The organism is Mycobacteroides chelonae CCUG 47445 (assembly GCF_001632805.1).
GTDB classification, from domain to species: domain Bacteria; phylum Actinomycetota; class Actinomycetes; order Mycobacteriales; family Mycobacteriaceae; genus Mycobacterium; species Mycobacterium chelonae.
In genome coordinates, this window is record NZ_CP007220.1 from 763,611 (window position 1) to 780,911 (window position 17,301).

Below are 17,301 nucleotides of genomic sequence, written 5' to 3' on the forward strand. Positions count from 1 at the left end.
TTGTCGCCCACGGTGTGAAAGCGGGAGGTTTCGGCGAAATCTCGTCGCGCAGCACGGTAAACCGAATGCACGCCTGGGGTCTAACCCCAGACGGCTATCGATCCGGCTGCAATGCGGGGTCGGGGCAGCTGGGGTTTGGCCTGTAGTCGGTGGATGCGGCCCAGCAGAAGACATGACTCCAGCCGACATTGCTGAACTGGTCGCCGCTGTAGTCAATGAAGATCTCGACCTTCTGCTGCGGAGAGAACACCCGGTAGTAGGTGGTGACGGGATCGCCCTCGATCGTGGATTGGACGATCTTGAGTTCGCCGCCACCGCCCGAGGCCCTGGCGTTGTCCATGCAGTCCCTTTGTGCGGCGGGCATAAGACGGTCCGTGCTTTTAGCGAGAGCCATGCGAACCACACCGCGAATATCGACAGAACGGCAATGGCGCCGATGACCATGCGTCTTAGCGGTAGAGACCGAGTCCGCAGCACACTTCGAGCGTACCGGCGTCAGATTCCCAACCAACGGGTTGGGAGGGCTGCTTACCATGGGGACGCCACCCTGGTCTAACGTAAGGCTGTCTCGGCGAAACTGACCCGGAGTCAACCCGGCGTCACAAGGCTGCGGCACTTGCACCACATGCCCCATACGCACCCCCTATAAGGACGTATACCCATGACTGAAGCATTCATCTACGAGGCCATCCGCACGCCTCGCGGCAAGCAGCGCGGCGGCGCCCTCAACGAGGTCAAGCCGCTGAACCTGGTGGTCGGCCTGATCGACGAGATCCGTCGCCGTTTCCCCGACCTGGACGAGAACCTGATCAGCGACGTCGTGCTCGGCGTCGTTGCCCCTGTGGGCGATCAGGGTGGCGACATCGCCCGCACCGCGGTGCTGGCCGCTGGCCTGCCCGATACCGTCGGTGGCGTTCAGCTCAACCGTTTCTGTGCTTCCGGCCTGGAAGCCGTCAACGTCGCCGCACAGAAGGTCCGTTCCGGTTGGGACGACCTGGTGCTAGCCGGTGGTGTCGAGTCGATGTCGCGCGTGCCGATGGGCAGCGATGGCGGGGCCTGGGCCTCGGACCCGGCCACCAACTACGACGTGTCCTTCGTGCCGCAGGGCATCGGTGCCGACCTGATCGCCACCATCGAAGGCTTTACCCGTGACGACGTCGACGCCTACGCCGCCCGCTCGCAGGACCGTGCCGCAGCCGCGTGGTCCGGCGGTTACTTCGCCAAGTCTGTTGTGCCGGTGAAGGACCAGAACGGTCTGCTCATTCTGGACCACGACGAGCACATGCGTCCCGGCACCACCGCCGCGGACCTGGGCAAGCTGAAGCCGGCCTTCGAGGGCCTGGCCGCACTGGGCGGGTTCGACGACGTGGCACGCATCAAGTACACCTACGTCGAGAAGATCAACCACGTGCACACCGGTGGTAACAGCTCGGGCATCGTCGACGGCGCCGCCCTGGTACTGGTCGGCTCCGAAGAAGCCGGCAAGTCGCAGGGTCTGACCCCGCGTGCCCGCGTCGTGGCGACCGCCACCACCGGTAGCGAGCCGCTGATCATGCTCACCGGCCCCACACCGGCCACCCAGAAGGTGCTCGACCGTGCCGGGCTGACCGTGGACGACATCGATCTGTTCGAGCTGAACGAGGCGTTCGCCTCGGTGGTCCTGAAGTTCCAGAAGGACCTGAACATCCCGGACGAGAAGCTCAACGTCAACGGCGGCGCCATCGCCATGGGCCACCCGCTGGGTGCCACCGGCGCCATGATCACCGGAACCATGGTCGACGAGCTGGAGCGTCGCGGCCTCAAGCGTGCCCTCATCACCCTGTGCGTCGGCGGCGGCATGGGTGTGGCCACCATCATCGAGCGAGTGTAGGGAGAACCAGAACCAATGAGCGCAAACACAATTCAGTGGGACAAGGATGCCGACGGCATCGTCACCCTCACCCTGGACGACCCCAACGGCTCGGCCAACGTGATGAACGACGACTACAAGCAGTCGATGGCCGCGGCCGTCAAGCGCCTTGTGGAAGAGAAGGATTCGATCACCGGCGTGGTGATCACCAGCGCCAAGAAGACCTTCTTCGCCGGCGGTGACCTCACCAAGATCATCCAGATCCAGCCGGAGAACGCCCAGGAGGCCTTCAACGAGGTCGAGGAGATCAAGAAGGACCTGCGCACGCTGGAGACCTTTGGCCGTCCGGTCGTGGCCGCCATCAACGGTGCCGCCCTCGGCGGTGGCCTGGAGATCGCATTGGCCACGCATCACCGGATCGCGGCCGATGTCAAGGGATCTCAGATCGGCCTGCCCGAGGTGTCGCTGGGCCTGCTGCCCGGCGGCGGTGGCGTCACCCGCGTGACCCGCATGCTCGGCATCCAGAACGGCTTCGTCACCGTGTTGGCGCAGGGCACCCGTTTCAACCCGACCAAGGCCAAGGAAGTCGGCCTGATCGATGAGCTGGTTGGCTCCGTCGACGAGCTGATCCCCGCCGCCAAGGCATGGATCAAGGCGAACCCGGAGGCCGTGCAGCGTTGGGATGTCAAGGGATACAAGATCCCCGGCGGCACCCCGTCCACGCCGGCGCTGGCGGCCATCCTGCCGTCGTTCCCGTCGAACCTGAAGAAGCAGCTCAAGGGCGCGCCGATGCCGGCCCCGCGGGCCATCCTGGCCGCTGCGGTCGAGGGTGCCCAGGTGGACTTCGATACGGCCAGCCGTATCGAGAGCCGCTACTTCACCAGCCTGACCACCGGCCAGGTCGCCAAGAACATGACGCAGGCGTTCTTCTTCGACCTGCAGACCATCAACGGCGGCGGGTCACGTCCGGACGGCATCGCCAAGCAGGACATCAAGAAGATCGGTGTGCTGGGCGCGGGCATGATGGGCGCCGGTATCGCCTACGTCTCGGCCAAGGCCGGTTACGACGTCGTCCTGAAGGACGTCTCGCTTGAGGCGGCTCAGAAGGGCAAGGGCTACTCGGAAAAGCTTGAAGAGAAGGCTCTTTCGCGCGGCAAGACCACCCCGGAGAAGTCCGCGGCGCTGCTGGCGAAGATCACCCCGGCCGCCGATCCTGCCGACCTGGCAGGCGTCGACTTCGTGATCGAGGCGGTTTTCGAGAACACCGAGCTCAAGCACAAGGTGTTCCAGGAGATCGAGGACGTCGTCGAGCCCAACGCGCTGCTTGGCTCCAACACCTCCACCCTGCCCATCACCGGGCTGGCCGCGGGTGTGAAGCGCCAGGAGGACTTCATCGGTATCCACTTCTTCTCGCCCGTCGACAAGATGCCGCTGGTGGAGATCATCCGCGGCGAGAAGACCTCGGACGAGGCGCTGGCCCGGGTGTTCGACTACGTGCTGGCGATCAAGAAGACCCCGATTGTCGTCAACGACAGCCGCGGCTTCTTCACCTCGCGCGTGATCGGCACCTTCGTCAACGAGGCCGTCGCCATGCTGGCCGAGGGCATCGAGCCCTCGACCATCGAGCAGGCCGGCAGCCAGGCCGGATACCCGGCTCCGCCGCTGCAGCTGTCTGACGAGCTGAATCTGACGCTGATGCAGAAGATCCGCAAGGAGACCGTCGAGGCCGCCAAGGCCGAGGGCAAGGAACTGCCGGACGACCCGGCGGGCCGTGTCATCGACACGCTGGTGGAGGCGGGCCGTCCGGGCCGCTTGGGTGGTGCCGGCTTCTACGATTACGTGGACGGCAAGCGCACCGAGCTGTGGCCGGGTCTGCGGGAGACCTTCAAGACCCGCAATGGCGCCGACGCTGCCAACCCGCCGCTGCAGGACCTCATCGAGCGCATGCTGTTCGCCGAGGCCATCGAGACGCAGAAGTGTTTCGACGAGGGCGTGCTGACCTCGACCGCGGACGCCAACATCGGCTCGATCTTCGGCATCGGCTTCCCGCCCTGGACCGGCGGTGTGCACCAGTACATCGTTGGGTACGAGGGTCCTGCGGGTAAGGGCAAGGCTGGATTCGTCGCTCGTGCAAAGGAATTGGCCGCCAAGTACGGCGACCGCTTCACCCCGCCTGCGTCGCTGCTGGACGCGTAGGTACGGCTCAACGGCACTACAGCCGCTCACCCTCCGGGGTGGGCGGCTGTAGTCGTTTTAGGGCCCGTCCCGACGGGGCGGATGGGGCCCGCCCGATGCATGCCCCCGAAGATTCAGCAGATTTAGAATCGGTTACCAGAAGTGGCTGGCCCAGTGGCGTGGTCCACGCCACAACGATGGTGGCTGGAGTGGTGGCCCACAAAAAATCATCCAGATCTCGCGGGTTCTCTGTTGGCACTACAGACATAGTTATTGATACTTCGCGTAACCAGATATGAATGGCCAGGTCATGCGGCATTTCTATGTGGTCGTCATATTTGCGGAAACTGGGTTACCGTAAGTCTTACGGGAAGTTGCTGCGATATGGCGTAACGCGGCGTTACTCACAGTTCACTAGCTATTTCTTTGATGGAACGTACCTTTGCGAGATATTTATTCGCTACGCTGCTCGCGATGATTGATGTCTTTGCCGTCCGCACTGTCGCAGGCAAATCGAGCATGGTCACGCTCGTAGTCCAGATCGCTGAACAGGAATAGGGACGATGGTTACACTTGGAACGATCCACGATTGGCGCCCCAAGCCGGGAACCGTCATTTCCTGGAGCGCTTCGCCAGGCGCCCGCCAGGCCGCCGCACAGGCTCCTACCAGCACGGTGCCCCCCAGCTATCAGCAGGCCCAGCATGTGCGTTCGTACCGGGATCTGGCCCGTCAGGACCGCGAGATGGCCCGTTTGGGAATCGGCTCCTGGGATGTCCCGGGCATCTGCGATATCGATGCGATGACTGCGGCGATCAACGCGCATCTGCGACGGCACGACACCTACCACTCGTGGTTCGAGTTCGACACGGCCGACAACATCGTCCGGCATGTAATCGAGGATCCGGAGACCATCGGCTTCGTGCCGCAGGATCACGGGCTGCAGGGGCCCGACGAGATCCGCGCGCATCTGCTGCGTACCTCGGGTACTCCGCTCTCGTGGGACTGCTTCACGTTCGGGGTGATTCAACGTGCGGACCACTTCACGGTGTACCTGAGCGTTGATCATCTCCATACCGACGGCATGTCGACCGGCATCCTGTACGTCGAGATCCAGTTGATGTACGCCAGCCTGGTGCACGGGGCGGCACTGGAACTTCCGGCGCCCGCGGGATATCTGGATTTCTCTGCCCGTGAGCGCGCGCATAACCAGTCCATGACCCTGGACTCCTTCGAGGTGCGGAGCTGGCTGGGCTACGCGCGGGACAACGGGGGCACCCTGCCCGACTTCGTCCTGCCCCTCGGCGACCGATCTGTGCCGAACGTCGGCGGCATGGTCGCGGCCCAGCTGCTCGACGCCGAGCAGACGGTGGCATTCGAAAAGGCTTGTGAACAGGCGGGTGTGCGATTCAGCGGTGGTGTGTTCGCCTGCACCGCACTGATCGACCGCGAGCTCACCGGCGCAGACGTCTTCTACGGCATCACCCCGTACGACACCCGCAGCACCGCCGAGGAGCAGATGTCGGTGGGCTGGTACGCGAGCTTCATTCCCTTCGTGGTGGATATGTCGGAGGACTCCTTTGCGCGGGTCGCGCGATCGGCGCAGAAGTCGTTCGACGAATGCCAGCCGCTGGCCAAGGTTCCGTTTGAGCGCGCCCTGGAGCTCGCCGGTCCTGAGTCGGGGTTGGCCGCCCCGGAATACGTGGTTCCGATGGTCTCTTTCCTGGATGCGCGCAAGATCCCGGTGAGTGCCGAATGGGATCGCATCAATGGCGGAATCTACGGGGACAGCCGTTCTTCCGATCAGGTGTGTATGTGGGTCAACAGGTTTGAGAATGAAACCAACCTGACCATCTCGTTCCCCGACAACGCTGTCGCCCGTGAATCTGTGTCGCGCTATTTCGATGTGGCTCGCAGGGTGTATCAGCGTGTCGCGCAGTCACAGTTCGTTTCCTGATTCCGCGGCATCGCGGCCGCATTTGAGCAGCAGTGAAAGGTTGACACCGTCATGAGCACAAGCCTTGATGTCGCGGTGAATGGAACCAGCTCACCGGATTTCGACAATGTTCGGCGCGCGTTTGCACTGAATTTCCTGGAGAACGACGAGCTGGGCGCGGCGGTCGCGATCTGGGTCGACGGTGAGCTCGTCGTCAATCTGTGGGCCGGATGGGCCGACGAGGCCCGCACCCGTCCCTGGACCGAGGACACCTTGGCGCCGGTGTATTCGGGCACCAAGGGATTGATGAGCACCTGCGTTCACATGCTGATCGAGCGCGGTGTGCTCGACCTGCATGCGCCGGTGGCGCGGTACTGGCCCGAATTCGGCCAGGCCGGTAAGGAATCCATCACGCTGGCCATGGTGCTCGGACACCGCTCGGGTGTGATCGGGCCGCGCACCAGGTTGACGCCGGAGCAGGCCGCCAACTGGGACGAAGTGTGCGAGCACATCGCCAGAGCGACACCGTGGTGGGAGCCCGGCACCGCGCAGGGTTACCACATGGCGACGTTCGGGTTCATCCTGGGCGAGGTCGTCCGCCGCACCACGGGTAAGACGCTCGGGCAGTTTCTGCGTACCGAGATTGCCGAGCCGTACGGGCTCGACGTACACGTCGGGCTCCCGCACAGCGAGCACCACCGGTGCGCGGAGCTGGTCAACAAGCCGTTCCTGCGCGATGTGTTCCGCGGCGCGCCTGGGGAGTTCGAGTGCATGAGCGACCACCCACTGGCGGGCCCGCTCATCTCGGGCGACTTCATCCCCGATGATGAGATAGCGCGCAAGGACATTGCGATGTGGCGGGCGCTGGAGTTCCCCGGGACCAACGCCCACGTTTCGGCGCTGGGCATGGCGACCTTCTACAACGCGATGGCGCTCGGCAAGCTGCTCAGCCACGATCACATGGATGTGGTGCGGGTGTCGCAGGGCGGGTTCGATCCCGACGTCGTGCTGGGACCCCGGGTGGCCAACCACGGATGGGGCTTGGGCTACATGCTCAATCAGCGCTGCTATGCCGGGCCAAATCAGAAGACCTTCGGGCACGGCGGATCCGGTGGTTCATACGCCTTCGTCGACCTCGAGCACCGCATCGGCTACTCGTATGTGATGAACCAGTTCGACGTGACCAAGGCAGATGCCGATCCTCGCAGTGTGCGACTGATCAACGAGCTTTACGCCACGTTGGGGGTGTCACCGGCGGGAGAGTCGCTGTGACGGCCACGATTCCGGCCGTCGTCGCTCCGTCGCGCGCGAAATCCCTGTCGATCTCTCATCTGGACTTCGTTGATCAGGCCTCTTTCCTGGGTCTGCGGGCCACCGAGCTGTCCACGTTGGGGCAGATGGTCTGGATCTATGAACGCGATATCGACACCGATCGGTTGCGCAGATTCCATGCCAACCTCGGCCTGGGATTGTTCGGGCGCCGAATCGAACGTTCCCGCTTGCCTTTCGGTCGCCATCGCTGGGTACTGGACCCGGCGTGCCACCCCATCGACGTCGAGCTCGCACCACTGCCGCGCGCCGAACTGCAGGATTGGGTGCACCGGCATGCCCAGCTGCCGATCGATCCCGAGCACGGCCCGTCCTGGCGACTCGGTGTCACCAGATTCACCGATGGTGCGACCGCGGTGAGCCTGGTGGTCTCGCACAGCATCGCCGACGGTGTGGGCATGTGCCGGGCCATCGCCGATGCCGCCAATGACGCGAACCTCCCGTTGGGTTACGGTGCACCGCGGTCGCGCAAGCGCATGCGCAGCGTGCGGGAGGACTTGCGTCGCACCAGGCATGACCTGCCGGATACCGCGCGGGCCTTTCGAAAAGCCACCAAGATGTTGAGCTCGCGGCGCCAGGACATCAAGCATGCGGGCCGGCCCGCTACCGAGGAGCACATCGAACAGATTCCGGCGGTGACCGTGTATCTGGACGAAAGCCATTGGGACACACACGCACGTGAGCGTGGCGGTACCAGCAATTCGCTGGTCGGTGCGTTTGCCGCTCAGCTCGCCACCAAGGTAGGCAGGCTCGGTCCGGATGGCCGGGTCACTCTGTCCATGCCGGTCAATGAGCGCACCGAGGGCGATCACCGTGCCAACGCCATGACATCGGTGATGTTCGCGATCGATCCGGCGGAACTGACCACCGATCTACGCGGAATCCGCAGAGCCACCAAGGAGGTGCTCTCCGGCCTGCGGGACGCCCCCGACGAAAAGTGGGCACTGCTCCCGCTGACGCCGTTCATCCCGAAGGCGGCTGCACGCCGGCTTGCCGATGTGGCGCTGGAGTACAACGACTATCCCGTCGGATGCTCGAATGTGGGGCCGCTGGATCCCGATGTGAATCGTCCCGACGGGACACATGCCGACTACGTGTTCTGCAAACTGGCCGAGCAACGGGTGCGGCCCGACAAGGTGCTGAGCACCTACGGGCAGCTCTTCCTCGCGTCCGGGAGGGTCAACGAGAAGATTTTCCTGGCCGTTGTCGGCTACCAACCCGATGTGATCGAATCACGCGCCGACCTGACCAATCTGCTGACCGAGACGCTCGAGGACTTCGGTATGCGCGGCGTGATCGAGTAGTCGTGGCGGACAACACAGGTGGCATCTACGGACTGATCGCTCGGATCGTCCGGAAGGCCCCTGTCGCCGTCATCGGGGTGTGGATCGCTCTGGCTGCGGTCTTGGCGCTGACCGCGCCCTCTCTGCAGAAGGCCATCGAGGAGCACCCCGTCGATCTGCTGCCCAAAGATGCTCCCGTCATGGAGACCACGCGGCAGATGGTCGAGTCGTTCCAGGAGTCGGGTGCGCAGAACATTCTGTTGATCGTCCTCACCAATGAGAACGGGCTGACTCCCGCCGACGAGCAGACCTATCGAATCCTCGCGGCCCGAATGCGTGAAGACACCCGCGACGTCAGCATGGTGCAGGACTTCATCACCAAACCGATGCTGCGCGAGATGATGTCGAGTACCGATGGCAAGGCGTGGTATCTGCCGGTCGGGTTGCAGGGCGAGCTTGCTACCCCCGAATCCGGCAAGGCCTACGTGGGCGCCCTGAAGATCATCAAGGAGGCGACCGCAGGCACCACCCTGAATGCCTTCACGACGGGGCCCACTGCCACCGTCGGGGATTTGACGGTGGTCGGAGAGCGTGACCTGCACAAGGTCGAAATCACCACGGCGGCTTTAGTTCTTCTGATCTTGCTGATCGTCTACCGCAATCCGGTGACGATGATGCTACCGCTGATCGTGGTGGGTGTCTCACTCGGCATCGCCCAGGCCGCCGTTGGTGGGCTGGCGCAGATGGGTCTGAGTATCTCGAACCAGACGCTGACCTTCATGACCGCGATGATGATGGGCGCGGGCGTCGACTACGCGGTCTTTCTGATCAGTCGATATCACGAATACGTCAAGCAGGGCATGGATTCCGACAGTGCGGTGACCGCAGCGCTGGAGTCCATAGGCAAGGTGGTCGCGGCGTCGGCGGCGACGGTAGCGGTGACCTTCCTGGGCATGGGCTTCACCAAGCTGGGGATCCTGTCCACCATCGGTCCGGCGCTGAGCGTGTCCATCCTGATCGCGTTCGTGGCGTCGGTGACCTTCCTGCCCGCGGTGCTGGTCCTGGTGGGTCGCCGAGGCTGGGTCAAGCCGAGAAAGGCGTATGCCAACAAGATTTGGCACCGCTCGGGCATCAATATCGTCAAACGCCCTGGCGCACACCTGGCGGTCAGCCTGGTCATTCTGATCGTCCTCGCCACGTGCGGCGCAATGGTGAAGTTCGGGTACGACGACCGCAAGAACCTGCCGCCCTGGGCCGACAGCAATCTGGGCTATGCCGCGATCGAAAAGCACTTCCCGGTGAATTCGACCTTGCCGCAATACCTCTACATCAAGTCACCGCACGATCTACGCACTCCGCGCGGGCTGGCCGATCTGGAGCAGATGGCCGCGCGGGTGAGTCAGGTTCCCGGTGTGGACAAGGTGCGGGGCATCACGCGCCCCACGGGTGAGCCGCTGGAGGAAGCCAAGCTGTCCTATCAGGCTGGCGAGGTCGGCGGGAAGCTGGGCGATGCGTCGAATCTGATCGATGCGCGCACCAGGGACTTGGACAAGCTCGCCGCGGGCGGACACACGTTGGCGGACAAGCTCGGTGAGGTCCGCAACTCGGTGAAGAACTCACTGGGGACGGCGCGCGCACTGGTCGAGGTGCTGGCGCAGTTGCGCGGCAGCGGTAGGACGGGCACCCTCGCCGATCTGGACTCGGTGGACAAGCTGGTCACCAGCATGCATTCCCTTGGCGAGGCCATCGAGGCCAACGCCCAGGGCGCCAGCGAGGTGTACGGCTGGATCGAACCCGTCGCTCGTGTGCTGGTCGGCAACCCGGCCTGTGAGATGGACCCCGCGTGCCGCTCCTCGCGAGACGAGATGAACAAGTTCCTGGAGACCAAACAGGATGGCACCAGGGACAGGATCGTCGAGCTCGGCCGTGAACTGAAGGCCGTCGACAATGACAAGCAGATCAGTTCGACCATCGCCCGACTGCGCACCGCGCTCAACGCCATTGACACGAATCTGCGCCGGTTAGGTCTGTCCGACTCCTACGGCATCCAGCAGAAGTTCGCCGAAGTCCTGACCGGGGTCAATTCGCTGGCCGATGGCAGCGCACAGCTGGCCGAGGGTGTGCAGATGCTGGTGGACCAGACCAAGCAGATGGGCGGCCAGTTGGGCGATGCCTCAACGCTCCTGGTCGCCGCCAAGCGCGATGCGGCACCCGGATCGATGTCCGGCTTTTACATCCCGCAGCAGGTACTTACCCAAGACTCCTTCAAGACCGCCGCGGCGGCGTTTGTCTCGGCCGATGGCCATGCGGTGCGTTATCTGGTCCAGAGCAACCTGAATCCGTTCAGTCCCGAGGCAATGGATCAGGTCCGCGCCATCCAGGATGCGGCCCACAGCGCACAACCCAACACCACACTGTCCGATGCGTCCATCTCGATGGCCGGGTTGTCGGCGATGTACAACGACATTCGCAACTATTACAACCACGACCTGCGATTCATCATCGTGTTGACGGTGATCGTGGTGCTGCTCATCCTCGTCGCTCTGCTGCGGGCCATTGTCGCGCCGCTGTATCTCATTGGTTCGGTGATCATTTCGTACGCCTCGGCGGTGGGTATCGGGGTGATCGCGTTCCAGTTCATCGGTGGACAACCGTTGAGTTGGAGTGTGCCGGGTATGGCGTTCATCGTGCTGGTGGCGGTGGGCGCGGACTACAACCTGTTGTTCATCTCGCGCATCCGTGACGAATCGCCCGACGGTATCCGTTCCGGGGTCATCAAGACGGTCAAGTCGACCGGCGGTGTGATCACCTCTGCCGGAGTCATTTTCGCCGCATCGATGTTCGGCCTGCTGATCGGAAACCTGCAGTCGATGGTCGAAGCGGGCTTCATCATCGGTATGGGCCTGCTCCTGGACACCTTCCTGGTGCGCACCATCACCATTCCTGCTCTGGTTGTGCTGTGTGGGCAGGCCAACTGGTGGCCCTCTGCGATCGTGGAACCTTGGTTCCAGAAGCATTTTTCGCGCTCGAAGGTTGACGACCAGGATGCGGCGCCGTCGGAGTCGGAGGAGCCTGAGTGTCCTAGCGGCGATCCGATACTCGAGGAGCCGCTGATTTCCGTTTCCCGCGAAGCCGAGCTCGCAGGCCGTCGATGACGATCGCGAGTCCGTCCTCGAAGTCGGCATCGAAGTCGGGTTCATAAAGCTCCGAGAAGACCTCCAAGATCGCCGGATACTTCTGGAGATCGAGCTTGGCGATTAGATTCTCTTCGGTGTACGGATTGGGACCCGGATACTCCGAGCCATCGCGAGCCTGTTGTTCGATGGTGAAACCGATTGTGTAGTGGTGGATCACGGGAGATAGCCGGGCCGCTTCGCGAACAGTGAATCCGGCCGACGTCATGGCATCGAGCATCGGCTCAAGCATGTCGGCGGCGTTGGTCACAAAGGTGCCTGCCAGGATCCGGGCGCCCTGGTGGTAGCGCAGCATCGCCTGCCGTAGTGCACGAGCGCCGTTGGCCAGGAAGATATCCCATGGCGCCGAAGTGTCGTCGAAGGCATCATGGGCATCGCGCATGATCGCCTCACCCATGAGGTCGATGAGTTCGCGCCGGTTCTTCACATGCCAGTACAGCGCCGGTGCCTGCACGCCGAGGGATGCCGCCAATGCCCGCATGGTGAGGCCGTCGCTGCCCTTTTCGTCGAGCAGGGCCAGCCCGGCTCGCGCGATCGTCTCCCGATTCAAAATCACGTTGACACCTTAACATCGTTAAAGTAATTATGGAGTCAATACCAATAACGACGTTAAGGAGAATCATGACCGGGCATGCAGTGGTCATCGCAGGTGGAGGTCCAACCGGGCTGATGCTGGCCGGTGAGCTGGCTCTCGCCGGTATTGACGTTGCGGTGTTGGAACGCCGGGGCAGCCACGAAGAGGTGGGATCGCGTGCGGCGGGCGTGCATTCGCGCACCATTGAGGTGTTCGATCAGCGTGGGATCGCCGAGAGATTCCTCTCTCAGGGGATGACCGGCCAGGTCACCCATTTCTCGGGGATCTTCATGAGCATCGAGGATTTCCCCACCCGTCACCCCTACGCACTGGGCTTGCTTCAGCACTACACCGAGAAGACCTTGGCGGCGTGGATCACCGAACTCGGCGTGCCGATCTACTACAACGCCGAGGTCGTCGGGTTTACCCAGGACGACTCCGGTGTCGATGTGGAGCTCGCCGATGGGCGCGCGCTGCGTGGGCTGTATCTCATCGGATGCGACGGCGGACGCAGCACCATCCGGAAGGCGGCAGGGATCGGATTTCCCGGCCATGATCCGTCGTGTTCGGCGATGCTGGTGGACGCCGAGATCACCGAGCAGCCGCTTGAGTTCGGTCTGCTGCGCAAGCCGGGACAGTCGTTCCTCGGCATCCTGCCCTTCGAAGAGGGGTGGTGCCGGTTGGTGTTCAGCACCGATCTTGACCGACTGGGCGTCGAGCCGACATTGGAAGAAGCGAAGGAAGCACTGATCGCCATCGCCGGAACGGATTTCGGGCTGCACAGTCCACGCTGGATGTCGCGATTCTCCGATATGACTCGTCAGGCCGACCGGTACCGCGACCGCCGCCTGTTCCTTGCCGGGGATTCCGCGCATATTCATTTTCCGTTCGGCGGACAGGGGCTGAACACCGGGGTTCAAGACGCGGTGAACCTGGGATGGAAGCTGGCGGCGGTGATCAAGGGGGAAGCCCCCGACTCGCTGTTGGACACCTACCACTGCGAGCGCCATCCGGTGGCCGAAAGGGTGCTGCACAACACCATGGCCCAAACACCGTTGTCCGACGCCGGGCCGCGGATGGATGCACTGCGCGACATCGTGGCCGACCTGCTGGCGATGGACGAGCCACGCAAGCGCATCGCCGGCATGATGAGCGGCCTGGACATTCACTACGAGCTGGGCGAGGGGCATCCGCTGCTGGGGCGCCGCATGCCGGACCTGGACGTGGTCACCCCGGATGGGCTCACCCGTGTCTACCCCTACCTGCACACCGCCCGTTCTGTGGTGTTCAACTTTGGCGCGCCGCAGAGTCTGAACGTCGACGGATGGGCCGACCGGGTTCAGCTGGTTGACGCGAAATACTCAGGTGCATGGGATCTTCCGGTGCTGGGTGAGGTTTCGGCGCCGGACGCGGTGCTGGTGCGACCTGACGGGTACGTCGCCTGGGTGGGGGAGGGGTCCGATGTCGGCCTCGGCGAAGCGCTCACCCGCTGGTTGGGATCTCCCGCCCCGGCGTAGTGTGGCGCGGGTGGCCGAGACACTGGAGTTCGGAGTCTTCATCCCGCAGGGCTGGCGCCTGGATCTGGTAGGCATCGCGCCCGAACGTCAATGGGACGTCATGCGCGATGTGGTCCGCTATGCGGAGGACGGTCCGTGGGACTCGGTGTGGGTCTACGACCACTTCCATACCGTGCCGGTGCCCACCGACGAGGCGACTCATGAGGCGTGGACGCTGATGTCCGCCTTCGCAGCGGTGACCTCGCGAATCAAGCTCGGGCAGATGTGTACGGCGATGGGATACCGAAACCCGGTCTACCTGGCGAAGATCGCCGCGACAGTGGACATCATCTCGGGCGGACGCACCCAGATGGGCATCGGCGGCGGCTGGTACGAGCACGAGTGGCGTGCCTACGGCTACGGCTTTCCGGACGCCGCCGAGCGCCTCGGCCGATTGCGCGAAGGGGTGCGCATCATGCGTGACGCCTGGCAGGACGGGCGTGTCACCCTGGACGGCACCTATTACCAGGTCGACGATGCCATCGTGGCGCCCAAGCCACTGCAGCCCAACGGCATTCCGCTATGGATCGCCGGTGGCGGCGAGAAGGTGACATTGCGGATCGCGGCACGTTATGCCCAGTACACCAACTTCGGGCAGACTCCCGAGGAATTCGAACACAAATCGAAAATTCTTGCGGCGCACTGTAAGGACATTGGCACTGACTTCGATGCGATTGTTCGAAGCGCCAACATGAACATCGTCATCGGTGCCGACGACGCCGAGGTAGCTGACCGGCTGGCGGCCATCAAGGCGCGGCTTGTGCCGGTTGTCGGCGAGGACATGGCCGATGTCACGGTCGGCAATCTGGCTGCGACCGCCGGAACTCCCGAGCAGATCGCAGAGCGTCTGGCCCAGTTCCGCAGGCTAGGTCTGGGCTATGCGATATGCAATTTCCCGGAAGCGGCGTATGACCGTTCTGGGATAGACCTGTTCGTGCGCGAAATAGTTGCCGACGTGCGTCATTGAGTTAATTAGACGCTCTGTCTATTACGGATTCATCGCCGGAGAATCTCGCTTGAACGAATGCTCTGGTGATTCGAATTAATCCGATAGTACTTTGCGCGTGAATCGTTTTACGCCTGCTATCGGACAGGGTGTTCACGCTCATGAGAGTTCTACGGTTCTTGGTTGTCGTGTCCGTCCTAGTGGCCATCGGGATAACATTTCCATCTGTCTCGCAAGCAGATACGGCCATCGAAGCAGAATCGATGTCCTATACCGGCGGCGGCGGAGGGGCCTGGGCGGACGGTAGTGCGTCCGGTGGCACCCTCCTGGGCCTATACGGTCAGAATGCTATTGCCACAAACACGGTGTGGCTCCAAACTTCGTCGAGAATAGTTATTCGGGCGCGTGGGCAGCAATGTCTGGGCGCGCCGGTTATGCGCATCAGTGTCGACAATGTCGAGGTGGGCAATTTCACCGTATCGGCAAATGGCCTGACAGATTACACGGTGGATTTGTCCATCGCCGAAGGGGCGCATTCCATCACCATTACGAACAGCGCGGCGTACAGCACGTTCTTCTGCGGGCGAATGTTGGTGCTGGACAAGGTGACGGTGGTGTGGACCGCGCCCACCACCACGCCGACAACCACCACGGCGACGCCCTCGGACTGCGCCGTGAATGAGTACCAGGCCAGCTACTACAACAACACCGCGTTGAGCGGTGACCCGGTGGTGCGACAGTGCGAGACATCGGTAGGTGGCTACTTCCGAAGTGCCGCACCGGTATCCGGTGTCAACACGTCGAACTGGGGTGCCCAATATGTCGGAACGATCCACTTTCCGGTCAGTGGCAACTATGTGTTCAGTGCCGACACCGGGAACATGGCGGTGCGGGCGTGGCTTGACGGACAACTGATGATCGACAAGGGGGCAGTGAGCTGGGGCCGAAATCTAGCCGCCAAGAACGTCACTGCGGGTGATCATGCGGTTCAGGTTGCCTTCTGGAAGTCGTCCGGCGATTCCTTCGAGTTCTTCTCGGTCTCGCAAATGGGGCCGGGACCGGCCAGCACCAACGGCAACTACTTCTCGGCAGACTCCTTCTGGAACACACCGATCCCCGCCGACGCCCAGATCGACTCTCGGTCCGACGGTTGGGTGGCGATGCTGGGAAACCAGAATGGCATCTCGCTGAACAGCAGCATGTGGACGCAACCCATCTACGTCGCGCCACCGGGCACCCCTACCCGCGCCATCCGGATCACGAACTCGAACAAGAACCTGACGGTTCCGTACCTGCCGTCCTATAGGGCGAGTCCCGACGGTGACAGCGCGCTGATCATTGTGGATCAGGCGAGGGGGTGTGCCTACGAGCTGGAGATGTTCAACAATTCCTCCTCGGCGGTGGCCTCCGCCTCCTATCACGCGTACACGGGCACCGGCGGACACACGTCGGGGCCGGCGCATGCGGGCGGCGAGCTGTCCTGGCTGGCCGGGCTCATCAGATCGTCCGAGGTGAACGCGGGCGGCATCAACCACGCGCTGCGCTATGCGCTGCCCATCGGTTCACCCCGATTCGCCTATCCGGGCACCCGTTCCGACGGCACCACACCCGGCGGCATTCCGCAGGGGACCAGGATGCGGCTCGACCCGTCTCTGAATCTGGACCAGTTCGCCCTGACTCCGTTTCAGCGGATGGTGGCCGTGGCCTTGCAGAACTACGGGGGCTACAACGCCGATACCGCAGGGGTGCTCGCCGTCGCCACCGAGAACACCATGGCCTCGGCGCCTTTCAACCTGCCGCTTTCGGGGCTGCCGCAGGCCCTCGTCCAGCATCTGCAGTTCCTCAAACCCACTGTGGCGTCTACTGACATCCGGTTGGACGAGCAGGCCGACCAGACCTGTGCGCAACAGCAGTAGGGCCCGTTGTTTACAACCCAACCGATACCGTAAGTTACGGGAATGCCTTCGCTTGATGCAGTCGATGAAGCCTTCCTGTCCAGCGCTCCTGTGCGAGCCAGTCACACCATCTCGGTACCGGTGTCCGCCGACACCGTGTGGCGTGAGCTGACCAACGACACCACATTGCGGTGGTTGGCGCCGGGTATCAGGGTCGTGTGGGGTAGCCCCCGAACCGGGGTCGGAGCGGTCCGCAAGATCGGGCCCGCCGTGGGACCCAAGGTGAACGAGCACTACTTCCTCTGGGAGGAAGGACGGCGGAAGGCTTTCTACGTGACGAGCTTGCCGGTGCCTGCGCCCGGCTTGTGTGCCTTCGCTGAGGACTACGTGGTGACGCCGACGGATCGCGGTGCCGACTTCACCTGGGCATGGGCCATCGACGGCACGGGACCGATTCGTAATGCCACTCCCGCGGTGAACGCCATCGTCGGATTCTCGATGAAGCGCACTCAGCGGTACTTCGAGAAGATTGCCGCCGCCGGAAGGTAAGAGTTCGCCCGTACAGT

General features: G+C 63.2%; 12 protein-coding genes. 10 read left to right on the plus strand and 2 right to left on the minus strand.

Translation table 11 applies throughout. The annotated features are described in order from the left end of the window. Positions 1-94: 94 nt before the first annotated feature. Positions 95-364: a hypothetical protein gene (locus BB28_RS03875; protein WP_234801002.1), complete on the minus strand. Its 270-nt coding sequence runs from the start codon at positions 362-364 to the stop codon at positions 95-97. A gap of 297 nt (positions 365-661) precedes the next feature. Between BB28_RS03875 and BB28_RS03880 the strand changes: the two genes are divergently transcribed. From BB28_RS03880 to BB28_RS03905, 6 genes are all read left to right on the plus strand, one after another. Next, entirely contained in the window at positions 662-1,870 is a 1,209-nt protein-coding gene (locus BB28_RS03880) for an acetyl-CoA C-acetyltransferase (RefSeq protein ID WP_046252594.1), read from the plus strand. Positions 1,871-1,885: 15 nt separating this feature from the next. Beyond that, complete coding sequence (locus tag BB28_RS03885; RefSeq protein ID WP_046252595.1) at positions 1,886-4,045, plus strand: 3-hydroxyacyl-CoA dehydrogenase NAD-binding domain-containing protein; 2,160 nt, start codon at positions 1,886-1,888, stop codon at positions 4,043-4,045. Positions 4,046-4,587: 542 nt separating this feature from the next. After that, on the plus strand, positions 4,588-5,979 hold the full coding sequence (locus BB28_RS03890) for a condensation domain-containing protein (RefSeq protein ID WP_046252596.1): 1,392 nt from the start codon (positions 4,588-4,590) through the stop codon (positions 5,977-5,979). A 51-nt stretch (positions 5,980-6,030) separates the two neighbouring features. Beyond that, on the plus strand, positions 6,031-7,230 hold the full coding sequence (locus BB28_RS03895; RefSeq protein WP_046252597.1) for a serine hydrolase domain-containing protein: 1,200 nt from the start codon (positions 6,031-6,033) through the stop codon (positions 7,228-7,230). After that, positions 7,227-8,591 carry a condensation domain-containing protein gene (locus BB28_RS03900; protein ID WP_046252598.1) on the plus strand — a complete coding sequence of 455 codons (1,365 nt, stop codon included), beginning with the start codon at positions 7,227-7,229 and terminating at the stop codon, positions 8,589-8,591. The genes BB28_RS03895 and BB28_RS03900 overlap by 4 nt, the downstream gene beginning before the upstream one ends. 2 nt (positions 8,592-8,593) lie before the next feature. Next, on the plus strand, positions 8,594-11,725 hold the full coding sequence (locus tag BB28_RS03905; protein WP_046252599.1) for an MMPL/RND family transporter: 3,132 nt from the start codon (positions 8,594-8,596) through the stop codon (positions 11,723-11,725). Here the strand turns inward: BB28_RS03905 and BB28_RS03910 are convergent. Continuing rightward, positions 11,652-12,320 carry a TetR/AcrR family transcriptional regulator C-terminal domain-containing protein gene (locus BB28_RS03910; protein ID WP_046252600.1) on the minus strand — a complete coding sequence of 223 codons (669 nt, stop codon included), beginning with the start codon at positions 12,318-12,320 and terminating at the stop codon, positions 11,652-11,654. The genes BB28_RS03905 and BB28_RS03910 overlap by 74 nt on opposite strands. A 65-nt stretch (positions 12,321-12,385) precedes the next feature. On the opposite strand from BB28_RS03910, the gene BB28_RS03915 reads away from it, so the two are divergent. The 4 genes from BB28_RS03915 to BB28_RS03930 all read left to right on the plus strand — a co-directional run bounded on the left by BB28_RS03915 (position 12,386) and on the right by BB28_RS03930 (position 17,284). Then, positions 12,386-13,855, plus strand: coding sequence for an FAD-dependent monooxygenase (locus BB28_RS03915; RefSeq protein WP_046252601.1), 1,470 nt, complete (start codon positions 12,386-12,388; stop codon positions 13,853-13,855). A gap of 1 nt (position 13,856) precedes the next feature. Beyond that, complete coding sequence (locus BB28_RS03920) at positions 13,857-14,861, plus strand: LLM class F420-dependent oxidoreductase (RefSeq protein ID WP_046252602.1); 1,005 nt, start codon at positions 13,857-13,859, stop codon at positions 14,859-14,861. 242 nt (positions 14,862-15,103) lie between these two features. Continuing rightward, a complete protein-coding gene (locus BB28_RS03925; RefSeq protein ID WP_161581974.1) occupies positions 15,104-16,756 on the plus strand; it encodes a PA14 domain-containing protein in 1,653 nt (550 codons plus the stop codon). Positions 16,757-16,798: 42 nt separating this feature from the next. Next, positions 16,799-17,284 carry an SRPBCC family protein gene (locus tag BB28_RS03930; RefSeq protein ID WP_046252603.1) on the plus strand — a complete coding sequence of 162 codons (486 nt, stop codon included), beginning with the start codon at positions 16,799-16,801 and terminating at the stop codon, positions 17,282-17,284. The last annotated feature ends 17 nt before the right edge of the window (positions 17,285-17,301 follow it).

Excerpts from the sequence above, each read along its gene's own strand:
- BB28_RS03885 (WP_046252595.1), top strand. The coding sequence starts at position 1,886 with ATGAGCGCAAACACAATTCAGTGGGACAAGGATGCCGACGGCATCGTC.
- BB28_RS03925 (WP_161581974.1), top strand. The coding sequence starts at position 15,104 with ATGTCCTATACCGGCGGCGGCGGAGGGGCCTGGGCGGACGGTAGTGCG.
- BB28_RS03915 (WP_046252601.1), top strand. The coding sequence starts at position 12,386 with ATGACCGGGCATGCAGTGGTCATCGCAGGTGGAGGTCCAACCGGGCTG.
- BB28_RS03880 (WP_046252594.1), top strand. The coding sequence starts at position 662 with ATGACTGAAGCATTCATCTACGAGGCCATCCGCACGCCTCGCGGCAAG.
- BB28_RS03895 (WP_046252597.1), top strand. The coding sequence starts at position 6,031 with ATGAGCACAAGCCTTGATGTCGCGGTGAATGGAACCAGCTCACCGGAT.
- BB28_RS03890 (WP_046252596.1), top strand. The coding sequence starts at position 4,588 with ATGGTTACACTTGGAACGATCCACGATTGGCGCCCCAAGCCGGGAACC.
- BB28_RS03875 (WP_234801002.1), bottom strand. The coding sequence starts at position 364 with ATGCCCGCCGCACAAAGGGACTGCATGGACAACGCCAGGGCCTCGGGC.
- BB28_RS03930 (WP_046252603.1), top strand. The coding sequence starts at position 16,799 with ATGCCTTCGCTTGATGCAGTCGATGAAGCCTTCCTGTCCAGCGCTCCT.